The sequence below is a fragment of the Desulfofundulus thermosubterraneus DSM 16057 genome, assembly GCF_900142025.1.
Lineage (GTDB): Bacteria > Bacillota > Desulfotomaculia > Desulfotomaculales > Desulfovirgulaceae > Desulfofundulus > Desulfofundulus thermosubterraneus.
The window spans coordinates 21,733-34,116 of sequence record NZ_FQZM01000004.1 but is presented as its reverse complement, the minus strand read 5'-3'; the positions used below and the strand labels follow the sequence as shown (position 1 = coordinate 34,116).

At 54.0% G+C, this 12,384-nt stretch carries 13 protein-coding genes; 2 read left to right on the top strand and 11 right to left on the bottom strand.

Annotated elements, in window-relative coordinates:
• Nucleotide 1 precedes the first annotated feature (1 nt).
• The 10 genes from ytvI to BUA65_RS01425 all read right to left on the bottom strand — a co-directional run bounded on the left by ytvI (nucleotide 2) and on the right by BUA65_RS01425 (nucleotide 7,219).
• A complete protein-coding gene (gene ytvI / locus BUA65_RS01470; RefSeq protein WP_242656199.1) occupies nucleotides 2-1,063 on the bottom strand; it encodes a sporulation integral membrane protein YtvI in 1,062 nt (353 codons plus the stop codon).
• 22 nt (nucleotides 1,064-1,085) lie between these two features.
• Nucleotides 1,086-1,874, bottom strand: a complete 789-nt coding sequence (locus tag BUA65_RS01465; protein WP_072866994.1) for a phosphatidate cytidylyltransferase — start codon at nucleotides 1,872-1,874, stop codon at nucleotides 1,086-1,088.
• Complete coding sequence (gene uppS / locus BUA65_RS01460) at nucleotides 1,853-2,677, bottom strand: undecaprenyl pyrophosphate synthase (protein WP_084061962.1); 825 nt, start codon at nucleotides 2,675-2,677, stop codon at nucleotides 1,853-1,855. The genes BUA65_RS01465 and uppS overlap by 22 nt, the downstream gene beginning before the upstream one ends.
• Before the next feature lie 95 nt (nucleotides 2,678-2,772).
• On the bottom strand, nucleotides 2,773-2,940 hold the full coding sequence (fdxA, locus tag BUA65_RS01455) for a 4Fe-4S ferredoxin (RefSeq protein WP_072866993.1): 168 nt from the start codon (nucleotides 2,938-2,940) through the stop codon (nucleotides 2,773-2,775).
• A 3-nt stretch (nucleotides 2,941-2,943) separates the two neighbouring features.
• Nucleotides 2,944-3,159, bottom strand: a complete 216-nt coding sequence (locus BUA65_RS01450; protein ID WP_114281441.1) for a hypothetical protein — start codon at nucleotides 3,157-3,159, stop codon at nucleotides 2,944-2,946.
• A 5-nt stretch (nucleotides 3,160-3,164) separates the two neighbouring features.
• A complete protein-coding gene (gene frr / locus BUA65_RS01445; RefSeq protein WP_207543837.1) occupies nucleotides 3,165-3,725 on the bottom strand; it encodes a ribosome recycling factor in 561 nt (186 codons plus the stop codon).
• A complete protein-coding gene (gene pyrH, locus BUA65_RS01440; protein ID WP_072866991.1) occupies nucleotides 3,715-4,446 on the bottom strand; it encodes a UMP kinase in 732 nt (243 codons plus the stop codon). The genes frr and pyrH overlap by 11 nt, the downstream gene beginning before the upstream one ends.
• Before the next feature lie 80 nt (nucleotides 4,447-4,526).
• Nucleotides 4,527-5,180 (bottom strand): translation elongation factor Ts, encoded by a 654-nt coding sequence (tsf, locus tag BUA65_RS01435; protein WP_072866990.1) that lies wholly within the window; start codon nucleotides 5,178-5,180, stop codon nucleotides 4,527-4,529.
• A gap of 145 nt (nucleotides 5,181-5,325) precedes the next feature.
• Entirely contained in the window at nucleotides 5,326-6,033 is a 708-nt protein-coding gene (gene rpsB / locus BUA65_RS01430; RefSeq protein WP_072866989.1) for a 30S ribosomal protein S2, read from the bottom strand.
• A 154-nt stretch (nucleotides 6,034-6,187) separates the two neighbouring features.
• Nucleotides 6,188-7,219, bottom strand: a complete 1,032-nt coding sequence (locus tag BUA65_RS01425; RefSeq protein WP_165613170.1) for a bis-aminopropyl spermidine synthase family protein — start codon at nucleotides 7,217-7,219, stop codon at nucleotides 6,188-6,190.
• Nucleotides 7,220-7,399: 180 nt separating this feature from the next.
• Between BUA65_RS01425 and BUA65_RS01420 the strand changes: the two genes are divergently transcribed.
• A complete protein-coding gene (locus BUA65_RS01420; RefSeq protein WP_072866987.1) occupies nucleotides 7,400-9,061 on the top strand; it encodes a PAS domain S-box protein in 1,662 nt (553 codons plus the stop codon).
• Here the strand turns inward: BUA65_RS01420 and BUA65_RS01415 are convergent.
• Nucleotides 9,018-11,054 (bottom strand): FAD-dependent oxidoreductase, encoded by a 2,037-nt coding sequence (locus BUA65_RS01415; RefSeq protein ID WP_072866986.1) that lies wholly within the window; start codon nucleotides 11,052-11,054, stop codon nucleotides 9,018-9,020. The genes BUA65_RS01420 and BUA65_RS01415 overlap by 44 nt on opposite strands.
• A 312-nt stretch (nucleotides 11,055-11,366) precedes the next feature.
• Between BUA65_RS01415 and BUA65_RS01410 the strand changes: the two genes are divergently transcribed.
• A complete protein-coding gene (locus tag BUA65_RS01410; RefSeq protein WP_072866985.1) occupies nucleotides 11,367-12,356 on the top strand; it encodes a sulfite exporter TauE/SafE family protein in 990 nt (329 codons plus the stop codon).
• Nucleotides 12,357-12,384 lie beyond the last annotated feature (28 nt).

Genomic DNA, 12,384 nt, shown 5'->3' with positions numbered 1-12,384 from the left:
CCTACCTGTGATTCACGGGCTTGATGGTACCCAAAGCGGCCTGCAGGGCGATGAGGGTCAAGGGTCCCAGCACCAAGCCCACCACGCCAATGGCCTTCAGCCCCACATACATGGCCACCAGAACGGCCAGGGGATGCAGGCCCAGGCTGGCCGCCACCACACGGGCCTGCAGGACTTCCCTCACCCCCCAGACCAGCAGGTAAAGCACCACCAGCTTAACCCCAAAGGCAATTTGACCGGTGAAAAAGGACCAGATGGCCCACGGTATATATATGGTTGCCGGTCCCAGTACAGGAATGATATCAAAAAGTCCAATCAGTAGACCAGCAGTCAGGGAATATTTGGCCCCAATTATATAAAGCCCTACAATGCTCTGAATGGTCGTCAGGGTCACCAAAAAAGATTGGGCGCGCAAATAACCGAAGGAAGCCCCCACAACCCGCCGGCCTACCTCCACCACCCTTTGGCCCCAGGGCTCCGGGGCTGTCTCCAGCCAGAGTTTTATGATCAACTGGTAATCCCGGCTGAAGAAATAGGTGGCAATAAGGGCGACGATAATGGTCACCAGCGCGTTGGGAAGGGAAGTTATGAAATGTAGCAGGGAACCGGCCAAAGAACCAGCCACATGGGAAAGCCAGCCGGTGAAGGTGCCCATATTTTCTTGAATGCGCTCGGTAACCAGCGGCGGCAGTTGAAAATAAAAGATTTTACCCTTCTCCACCAGCCGGTTGATCTCCGCCTGTAAAGGTCCCATGTACTGGGGAAGGCGCACCGACAACTCGGAAAGCTCCACCGCCAGGCGCAATACCAGCAGGGTTAACAAAGCCCCCGCCCCGCCGATAACCACCAGCATGGACAGGCCCACGGCCAGTGAACGGTTGATGCGACAAACCTGATGTAGAAAGCGTACCACAGGTTCAATGAGTACGGCAATAATTACCGCCAAAATAAAGGGGGTAAGCACGGTCAATAGGAAATTTAAAATGACCAGCAACTCCGGAACAACGTATTTCCAGGCCAGATAAAAAAGTAAAACAGTAGTAATCAGTATAGCTACCCGCAAAGACCCGGGCACCCGCGTCACCTCAGCTTATTATAAACCTACCCACATAGTAGTATACTAATGGGGCAGTAAAGAGCATACTGTCAAAACGATCGAGAATACCCCCGTGGCCGGGAATAATATCCCCGGCATCCTTTACCCCCGCCTGGCGCTTAAAAGCCGACTCCACCAAATCCCCTACCATTGCCGCCAACCCTAAAAGCAGCCCCAAAAGAAGCAGGGGACCGCGGGGAAGAAAAGGATAAATGATCATAAAAGCCACTGCCGCTAGCAGGCTGCCCGCCAAACCTCCCACCGCCCCCTCCACGGTTTTGCCCGGGCTTAAAGCCGGCGCCAGCTGGCGCCGGCCCCACCTTTTTCCTGCAAAATAGGCAACGGTATCACTGGACCAGGTGCCCACCAGCGTGAAAGTCAACCATATCCAGCCATCGGGTAACAAGCGAAGAAGATAAATATAAACGAACAAACCGATATAAAGGGTTGCCAGCAGGGTCACGGCACCTTCCACCGGGGAAAAGGCCGGATAAAGAAGCACCATGAAGACCAGAATGAAAAACAGTATCAGTGCCACTGCTCCCCCCAGGCCCGCGTCCTTGTATAGATATGCGCTGCCAAGCAGGAAAAGACTCCCCAAAACAGCCAGCCCGTGGGGTGGATATAAATTTACGCGCTGAAACAAAGCAACCATTTCTACAGCAGCCAGCACCATCAGCAATCCGGTGAACACCAGAAGGGGCAGGTTCCCGTGCCAGACAGCGGCAATGAAGAGGGGGATACCCACCAGTGCACTCAAAATTCTGTGCCTGAGCACCTTTGTTCACCTCTAATCAGGCCGCCGAAGCGCCGCTCCCGTCGCTGAAAATCCACAAGGGCCTGCAAAAGGTGCACCCGTCGAAAATCGGGCCACATCACGGTGGTCATCCAGAATTCGGTGTAAGAAAGCTGCCACAGTAGAAAGTTGCTTACCCGGTAATCACCGGAAGGCCGGATCAACAGGTCTGGGTCCGGCTGACCGGCGGTATAGAGGTGGCTGGAAATGGTGGATTCGTCAATTTGTTCCGGGGTAAGTTTCCCGGCCAGCGCTTCCGTTACAATGGTCCGCACGGCATCCACCAGCTCGATCCGCCCACCGTAATTCAGGGCCAGGTTGAGGACCATCTTCTGGTTGTTCCTGGTGCGGGAGACGGCCATGTCCAGGGCCTTTCGGGCGTGGGAAGGCAATTCCTGAATGCGGCCAATGGGATGAAGGCGGATATTATTGGAGCATAACTCTTCTATTTCCTTATGCAGGTATTCCACCAGCAAATTCATCAACACATCCACTTCATCCCTGGGGCGCTTCCAGTTTTCCGTGGAAAAGGCGTAAACGGTAAGGTATCTGATGCCCAACTCGGCACAGGTACGCACCGTGTCCCGTAAAGACTCTACCCCGGCCCGATGGCCGTAGGTTCTGGGTAAACCCCTTTTTTGTGCCCAACGGCCGTTGCCATCCATAATAATGGCTACATGACGAGGCAGACGGTTTAAGTCCAGCTGCGCTAATAGCTTTTCTTCTTCCGCAGAAGGATTCCTTTTCCCACCGCGCCGTAAAACGCGCACCAGGTTTTTCAGCAAAGGGCCCTCCCCCTCTTACCTAACTGAAAAGACATTACCATATTATTATTTATACTTACTAAAACAACCCCCTCCGGAAGAGGGGGTTTCATCCATTACTCTTCGATAATGGCTCCGGTAGGACAGGCCTCAATACAAGTGCCGCAATTCTCACATTTGTCGGGGTCAATTCTGTAAGTCTCGCCCTCAATAATGGCTTCGTTCGGGCAGGACTCAAGACAGGTCCCGCAGGCCAGACATTCCTCGGTAATGCGATAGGCCAAGGATTACACCTCCTTTCCCGTTTCTTCCCGCGCCACCGTCAACACACCTTTCTTGGGGGCGATGACGGTAAAGCGAACAACACGCTGTGGCCCCTGGGGATTCCCCCGGGGAGGAGCTGTTGTCTGCACCTGAACCTGCCAGCCCAGCAAGTCGCATAAAGAAAGCGCTTCTTCTACCTCCAGAGCCAGCACATCCGGTATTTGCTCCCCCTTGACCATGACCGTTAGACCTGCATAATCTCCTGTTCCTTGGTGCTTACCAGTTGATCGATTTCCTTAATATACTTATCCGTAAGTTTTTGAATCTCGTCCTGGGTACGGCGCAATTCGTCTTCGGAAATCTCACCGTTTTTTTGTTGCTGCTTGACTTTATCGTTAAGTTCACGGCGAATATTGCGAATGGCCACCCGACCCTCTTCCGCTTTCTTCTTGACTACCTTCACCAGTTCGGCCCGGCGTTCCTGGGTTAGCTGGGGAATGGCCAGGCGAATGACTGTACCGTCACTGGTGGGTGTAATCCCCAGGTCGGACTTCAAAATAGCCCGTTCAATTTCCGGTAAAATGGTCTTATCCCAGGGCTGAATCACCAGAAGACGTGGTTCCGGCACAGAAATGGTGGCCAGCTGGTTGATCGGGGTAGGGGTACCATAATAGGAAACCAGCACCTTATCCAGAAGGGCAGGAGTGGCACGGCCGGCTCTCAAGGACGCAAATTCCTTTTTGACCAGTTCCACGGTTTTCTTCATATGGCTTTCAGCCTCGGCAATTTTGGCGTTAACCAACATATTCACCCCCGACATAGGTACCAACGTTTTCTCCCAGCACCGCCCGCTTAATATTTCCCTCCTGGTTCAGGTTAAACACCACCAGGGGGATGCGGTTATCCATACATAATGAAGTGGCTGTGGCATCCATTACGGCCAGCCCTTTGTTGAGGAGCTCAATATATGTGAGCCGCTCGTAGCGCCGGGCATTGGGGTTCTTCAAGGGATCGGAATCATAAACGCCATTGACCCTTTTGGCCATCAAAATAACGTCCGCTTCTATTTCAGCCGCCCTTAAAGCAGCGGTAGTATCCGTGGAAAAATAGGGGTTCCCGGTTCCTGCCGCAAAGATGACCACCCGCCCCTTTTCCAGGTGCCTTATGGCCCGCCGGCGAATGTAGGGTTCGGCTACCTCCCGCATCTCGATGGCCGTCTGGACGCGGGTATTCACTCCCTGCTTCTCCAGGGCATCCTGCAAAGCCAGTGAATTGATTACCGTGGCCAGCATACCCATGTAATCGGCGGTAGCCCGGTCCATCCCCTTGGCGCTGCCGGCCACACCGCGCCAGATGTTCCCACCGCCGACCACAACAGCCACCTGCACACCCATCCGGACAAGTTCATCAATCTGACTGGCAATGGATTTGACCACATCGGGGTCTATGCCGTAACCCTGGTTGCCGGCCAGGGCCTCTCCGCTCAGTTTCAAAACCACACGCTTGTACCTGGGTGCTTGAGCCACTGGTCGAACCTCCACTTTCCCCAGTTTTATTTCTACAGTGCCAGGTAAAATCCTCTTTCCAGGGGCGGGAATTTTAGACCTTAAACCTTGGTCATAGCCGCAACCTGCTCCGCAAAATCGTCCTGCCGTTTGGCCAGGCCCTCACCAAGTTCATAACGGGTAAAACGGCGAATGACAATGTTTTCCCCTATTTTGGCAATTTTCTCGTTTAAAAGCTCCTGGACGGTAATATCGGGATTTTTAATAAATGGCTGCTCAAGGAGACAAACCTCTTTAAAGAATTTATCCAGTCGCCCCTGCACGATTTTTTCGATCACTTTCTCGGGTTTTCCTTCATTAGCTGCCTGGGCCGCCAGAACTTCCTTTTCCCGGGCAATCACATGTTCCGGGACATCTTCGCGCCGCACGTACTCCGGCCGGGCCGCAGCCACCTGCATGGCGATATCCCGCACGAACAGGCGGAATTCATCGGTCTTGGCCACAAAGTCGGTTTCACAGTTTACCTCCACCAAAACACCAATGCGCCCCCCGCCGTGGATGTAGGCATCCACCACACCCTCGGCAGCAATCCGGCCGGCTTTCTTGGCTGCGGCAGCCAGACCTTTTTCCCGTAAAAAGTCCACGGCCTTTTCCATGTCCCCGTTAGTTTCCATAAGGGCCTTTTTGCAGTCCATCATGCCGGCCCCGGTACGTTCACGCAATTCTTTGACCATGGCCGCAGTTATTTCAGCCATTGGTTAATCTCCTCCCTTATACCAGGTTTTTCCTTCATGGTATTATGTCCATTATGTAAGCATACCAAACAAAAGACCATAGAAAAAAGCAGGGGTTCCCCGTAAGCAATTATTTCCTGCGGGGCCCCCACCAAAACTCCACCCTTTATTGCGCCGCTACCGCAACTTGTTCACCTTGCCGTCCTTCCAGAACAGCATCGGCAATTTTACTGGTAAGCAGGCGCACCGCCCTGATGGCATCGTCGTTGCCGGGAATCACGTAGTCGATCTCGTCGGGATCGCAGTTGGTATCCACAATGGCCACAATAGGTATCTTGAGCTTCCGGGCCTCGGCCACCGCAATGCGCTCCTTGCGGGGATCAATGACAAAAAGGGCATCGGGCAATTTGCGCATATGCTTAATACCGCCGAGAAACTTTTGTAGCCTTTCCTTTTCATGCATGAGTTCAGCCACTTCCTTCTTCGGCAACACGGCCAGAGTCCCGTCGGCTTCCATGCGCTCCAGTTCATGCAGGCGCTCGATACGCCGGCGAATGGTCTGGAAGTTGGTCAGCATACCGCCCAACCAGCGCTGGTTCACGTAAAACATCCCGCACCGTTCGGCTTCTTCCTTCACCGACTCCTGCGCCTGCTTTTTAGTGCCCACAAAGAGAATGGTTCCACCCTCGGCAGCCAGGTTACGCACGAAGTTGTAGGCCTCTTCTATCTTGCGAACGGTTTTTTGCAAGTCAATAATATAAATACCGTTCCGGTCCGTAAAAATGTACGGAGCCATTTTGGGATTCCACCGCCGGGTCTGGTGCCCGAAGTGCACCCCAGCCTCCAGGAGCTGCTTCATGGAAATAATGGCCACCCTAACACCTCCTCCCCTGCTGGTTTTGACTCCTCCGCCACCTTCATCCTTCCACAAAACCCCTCGCGGGGCACCCCTGTAGAAGTCTGGCGGCGTGTGTAATTCGCACCAGGATGTATTCTAACACAAACCAACCGCGCATGCAAGTAGAGCACTAGGGTAGAGTAGCGTAAGCTTCGTCGTCGAAATATAACTCGCGCCCGGCGGGGATATTTTCTTGTTCCGGAACCCGCGGCTTAGCTACTGCTTCCAGGCGGAAAAAGTTAGATGTATACCAGTTGGTGTCCGGTACAGGCAACGGGCCGAAAGCTCTTTGGACAAGTGGATAGTTTTTGCTCACAAAACCTTCCCTTTCCAGTTCGTATTCCTGGAAATTATGGATTATGTCTGTAATCACAAAATTCATGTCCAGGATCAGCTTCTGAATGAAATACCATTTGTCCCGGGAAGCCTCCAGGTGGGTCAAACCGAAATAGCCGGCACTACCCTTTCCCCGTAAAGACATGGCGCAGCGGGACAAAAACAGGCGGATACCCGGCAGCGTTTCTACCGGATCAATCAAAAAAGTATCATACCGGCCCTGAAACTCCCGGGGGAGAGGATGGCGCACATCATACCTGTATACGGAAAGATTGGTCCAGCCCTTTTTACGGGCCTGGAGATCAATAAACTCTACCAGCCGGTCATCCACCTCTAAAACAGTGATGTGCCTGGCCATACCGGTAAGGGCTATGGCAATGCTGGTCAAATCGTCATCCCCTATAAGCAGGATATCCTGGTTTTCCAGGTCACCCCGCTGGTACATGATGGCCACCCGGGCTACTGTACTCATTGTGTCCACATACCCCTGATCAAATTCGACAATGGCCGGCGGCCTTTGCCGGGCAATTTCCTCAAACTCTTTAAGCACCCGGGGAAAAATGCCTTGCAAAGTAACGGTTTTCCCGCCACAAGTGGGGCAGGTCAGCGGTTGTAAAGGGGACAGGCCCTGGTCCCGGGCCTCCTTTTTCCCTTTACCGGTGAGATAAATATAACTGCCTTCACAACGGGCCAAACCCAGGGCAAGCATTTCTTCCATTACCTGCGTAAAATGAGCCAGGTGCCCGTCCTGTTCCTTGATGAGTTCCCAGAAAGTGCTTGGTTTTGCCATCAGAGCACGCAAGATCTGTTTCCGCGTCCTGTTCAACTTCAACATCCCACCTCCGCTGGTTAATTAGAATGGCCATAATCTTTTATACCATGAGCGGAGAAAAAAATAAAACCTTCGATGTTTTTCAGGAAAAGTTTGACACCAGGGGCAGGAAAATGATACTAAACGTTGAATAAATTAGTCCTTTGAAAGCTGTGAGCAAAGGGTGAATGCAGGTTGTTTGCGCAGAACTGGCTCCCGGCCCTGAAAGCAGCCCTTTTAGCTGGTTTATTTTATTTAACCTACTCTTTGATCTCCCTCCTATATAAAATTGTTTCCATGCAGTATACTGCCAACAAGGCACTTGTTACCAGTACGGTACTGGGCCATACTCTATTGCTTTTTATAGCGATGCTCCTGCCCCTCGGTATATACAAACGCCGCTTGTCACACCAATCCCGACCCTATTCCAAAGCAGAACAATACACTCTTAACAGTATACTTGACACCTTCCCCATGGCTATCATGATCGTGGACACTGAACTAAACATAAGCTACATCAACGGAGCATGGGAACAGCTGGTGGGATACACCCGGGAAGAAGTGGTGGGAAAAAAATTAACGGAATTGCTACAATGGCTCCAGGAAGGAAAGACAACCAGCTGTCCCCCGGGTGAGGATCCTGAAACCTTCCTGCTGTGCCGGAAAATTGAGATTACCGGCAAAAACGGCGAAGAGATCCACCTGACCATGGAAACGAAACCTATCATGCGGGGAAATAACCGGGAGGGTACCGTTATTTACTTCCAGAACATCAATACCCAAGTAGAATATGATCTATTAAAGCAAACCTTTGATACAATTTTGCAGCAAATGGTAGGGGGAGTGGTTGTTGTTGACTCTACCGGAAGGATACTCATCACCAACCATGAGACTGAACGGGTTACGGGACAGTCAGCATCCAGCATAACAGGTAAATTCGTCTGGGAGCTCTTTCCTAATTTGGATAGAAAAGAACTGGTTACCGTTCGGGCTCTGGAAAAAGGTGAAGCAGTGGGTCCCCTGGAGGTCCACTATAAAGTCAATGATAAGGATTTCTGCCTGCTGGTCCGTTCCGATGTCCTGCGGGACAGGTACGGACGGGTCAGCGGCGCAGTCACCGTCTTCAATGATATTACAGAACTGCACCGCCAGCAGGAACTGCAGCATAACCAGGAAAAGCTGGCGGTAGTTGGCCAGATGGCTGCCGGCATGGCCCATGAACTGCGCAATCCCCTTACTTCCATCAAGGGATTTGCGCAACTCCTGAGCGAACGCTTGGAGGATGCAAAAAATAAAGAATACCTGGATGTAATTATCCAGGAAGTCGACCGGACCAATGAAATCATCAGTGATTTTCTCGTGTTGGCCCGCCCCCATTCCACCCGCGGGGAAAACGTGGACCTGAACCGGCTGATCAATGAACTGTTACCCCTGGTGGAGAGCCAGTGTCTTTTGACCCAGGTGGAGCTGGTTCCGGATCTGGCCCCGGAATTACCCTCCATCAAGGCCCAACCGGACCAGCTCAAACAGGTACTGCTGAACTTAATTCACAACGCCCTGCAGGCCATGGAAGATCAGCCGGTAAGAAGACTGACCCTCATCTCCCGCTGGCCGGCCGGATCCGATGAAATCCTGCTGGGAGTACGAGACACGGGCCACGGTATGTCCGGGGAGATATTATCCCGGCTGAGCACACCCTTTTTTACCACCAAGGATGCCGGAACCGGCCTGGGGTTGACCATATCCTACCGCATTATTGAAAGCCACGGCGGGAGGATTGAGGTAAACAGTCAGGAGGGGATCGGCAGCGAATTCAGGATTTATTTGCCTGTACAAGGCCCCGGGCAAATTCACTGAGCCAGGCCAGGGGATCCCCACCTTCACCCAGACAGTGCCATTGTAAACGGGACGGTTCGTATCCCAATTCTCCAAGCAACTTTTGGAAACGCTTTAATTGCTCCTTGACCCGGGCAGCCCCACCGGCATGGCGGCAATTGTTTTCACCACAGGTGATCACTGCCACGCCTAAAGCCCCCGCTTCCAGCGCTTTAAGTAACCACAGCGGGTCCAGTGCGCCAGCCGTGGGCAGAGAAACCAGACGGACCTGCCCCAACCCTGGAGCGGAAGAGATAGCTTCCGGGGCCAGTCCCTGGAAATAAGCCCGCTGGCAAACAAAGACGGCCAACGGTGGATCGGTCGCGGGAGTTGCTCCGCCGACCCGCCCCTTTTCCCCTTCCAAAAAGGCATGCATTTCTTGCTCCGGCAACCCCTTAATAACAATAGCCTTCGCCGGACAGGCCGCCGCACAGATACCACACCCCTGGCAACCCTCCACCGGTATGTCCGCTCTTCCTTCCACCACCGGCACCCCGTAGGGACAAACCCGCTGGCAGGTAAGGCAGGCGGCGCAACGTTCCTTAAGCACTTCCGCCCCCAAACCACAGCGCAGGCAGCGCTCCGCCTCCCGCAGGGCCCGCACCGGAGGAAACTCCAATTCCTGCACCACAAAGGAATGCTGGCGCTGGTCAGCAGGAAGTACGGGTACTTCCTGCCTGGCAAAGGACGGCAAGCGGGTGCGTACCCGTTCCGGCAACTCACCGATGGTTGCTACATCACCAGCCGGGAGGGGTGTTCCTTCCAGATAGGCCCGCACGGCAGTGGCAACCCGGTGGCCGCTGGCCACGGCGGCAATGGCCGGACCGGGACCACAGGCCACCTCCCCGCAGGCAAAGACCCCGGGCACGCTGGTTTCCAGAGTATCCCGGTTCACCACCAGCTGACCCCGTTCGTTTACCGCTACCGGGCTGCCCGCCAGGCACGAAAGATCGGCACACTGCCCGATGGCCTGAATGATCATTTCGCCGGGAACAAATGAGAGCCTGCTTTCATCAAAGGTGGGGTTAAAGCAACCCCGGTCGTCAAAGACCGACAACACCCCTTTAACTTGCAAACCCTGAATAAGCCCATCCTCCACCACCGCCCGGAGGGGTCCCCATCCGGCGCACAGCTCTACCCCTTCCTCCTGGGCCTCCCGCACCTCCCACGGGTGGGCGGGCATAATGTCGCTGGTCTCCAGACAAACTACCCGCACCTCCCGGGCACCCAGGCGCAAGGCGGTCCGGGCCACGTCCATGGCCACATCGCCGCCACCAATGACAATCACCCTTTTTTTAATGTTCACCGGGCGGCCCAGGTTGGCCCCTTGCAGGAAGGGCAGGGCCAGCAGGACATCGGGGTGATCAAACCCCGGCAGGTTTAAGCCCCGGCTTTTGGAAAGGCCCACGGCCAGGATTACCGCATCGTATTCCTTTTGCAGGTCATTTAATGAAACATCTTTGCCAATCTCCACCCCGGTACGTATCTCTACGCCGGCAGCGGCGATGCGGCCCACATCCTCCCTTACCACCCGGCGGGGCAGGCGATAGGTGGGCAGGGAAGCATATAAATGTCCCCCGGCCTCGGGCTGGCGTTCAAATACCGTCACGGTATACCCGGCCCTGGCCAGGTCCCAGGCTGCGGTCAGTCCCGCCGGACCGGCCCCCACTATGGCCACCCGGTAAGGAAGGGAGTGCACAGCCGGATTCTCGGGAAAAATGCTTTCTTTCCCGGCCTTTTCCAGGGCAAACCTCTTCAACGCCCGTACCGATAACGGGGCATCCACCTGTCCCCGCCGGCAATGGTCTTCGCAGGGATGGGGACAAACCCACCCGCATACCGAGGCAAAGGTATTGTTGGCCCGGATCAGCCTGGCAGCCCTTTGATAATCCCCCCGGGCTATGGCAGCCAAGTAACCCGGCACATCGGTGTTAACCGGACAATTGGCGCTGCAAGGCGGCAACGGCGCTAGCATTATATAAAAACCCTCCTTTCGAACAAAACGGGTCATTCTTGTTTGCACAATTCACTACATTAAGGTAATGATTCTTTGTCGGGTGTCTAATTCCTTCATTTATGCCGAAAAAGTAAAAATTCAATGAAACCGGTTATCCCCACATTTTCCGCAGCGTGTGGGAACACCAATATTTTTGTGCTCTATATCACAATTGAGCCTGTCAACCTATTGCAAGACAAAAAGGTTTATGATATTATACCAGTAACAGGTTATGTGCTAGTTATCACAAGCACACATTTTGATCACTCCGCATATTTGGGGAGGAATAAAATGAGCCCGGCCGTTTTCTTCCTGACCGGCTTTGCCGGAGGATTTTTATATCGCGCCGGCGGTCCGGCCTACCAGTCGTTTACCGTCCCCCTGCTGATCATGACCGGCCTGCCCCTACCCGCAGCTGTAGCTAGCGGCATTCTCCTCAATGCAGCCAGCAAATTAAAGTTGATATACTGCCCTGAAATCACCCGGCACGCTCATAAACGGGTGGGCATGACCGTGGCCATTCTATCCTTGCCCTTTATGTTAACCGGAAAGCAACTCCTCCTCTGGCTCAGCACTCTGCCGGAAGGCATGGCGATCCTCGTTTTTACCTACAGCACCGTTCTGGTCATCACCGCCCTCATCGCTGCTGGCCGTTATCGCCACTACTACCGGTTCGGCTTTGAGGACGAAAACCCGCTCCCCCCGGGCAGCTTGCTCTGGAGGTACACCTTAGCGGTACCGGGACTCGCCTTCCCCAAACATATCACGGCAGGCCGGGTGAGCCTGGTTGGTGGGTCCATCGGCCTTTGTGCAGGTCTATTCGGATTAAATACCCGTGCCCTGCTGGAACCGCTTTTGATGTACCTGACTGGCTTATCCCGCCGGCAGGCCCGGGCCACCGCATCTTTTACCCTGTATCTGGTTGGTGCCTTCGCCTTGATTATCTTCCTTCCCGACCTGTTCACTTTTTCCGCGGCGGGAGGTACTCTCATAAGCCTCTGTACCGGCTATCTGGTCGGCTACCTCCAAGCATGGCATCTCCGCCGAAACACACTAAAAAACCCGGAAGAGAGCATTTTTCTTGCCTGGTGGGGTTTTAGTTCCGCCGCAGTGCTGCTGGGCAGCCGGGCGGCCGGCCTGTCCTCCTTTTATACCACTGCGCTTATGTTTGGGCCGACCCTGGTCAACATGCTCAGCTTCACCTTAATCACCCTCTGTCAGGTACGCGGGTACGGGGCCTTACCCCACAGCAATGCATCGCAGAACTTTGAAAACCTATAAAAGTTACTGTCGCCTAACCTTTGGGCGG

Excerpts from the sequence above, each read along its gene's own strand:
- BUA65_RS01450 (WP_114281441.1), bottom strand. The coding sequence starts at position 3,159 with ATGGTCAAGGGGGAGCAAATACCGGATGTGCTGGCTCTGGAGGTAGAA.
- frr (WP_207543837.1), bottom strand. The coding sequence starts at position 3,725 with ATGTTGGTTAACGCCAAAATTGCCGAGGCTGAAAGCCATATGAAGAAA.
- tsf (WP_072866990.1), bottom strand. The coding sequence starts at position 5,180 with ATGGCTGAAATAACTGCGGCCATGGTCAAAGAATTGCGTGAACGTACC.
- BUA65_RS01415 (WP_072866986.1), bottom strand. The coding sequence starts at position 11,054 with ATGCTAGCGCCGTTGCCGCCTTGCAGCGCCAATTGTCCGGTTAACACC.
- BUA65_RS01410 (WP_072866985.1), top strand. The coding sequence starts at position 11,367 with ATGAGCCCGGCCGTTTTCTTCCTGACCGGCTTTGCCGGAGGATTTTTA.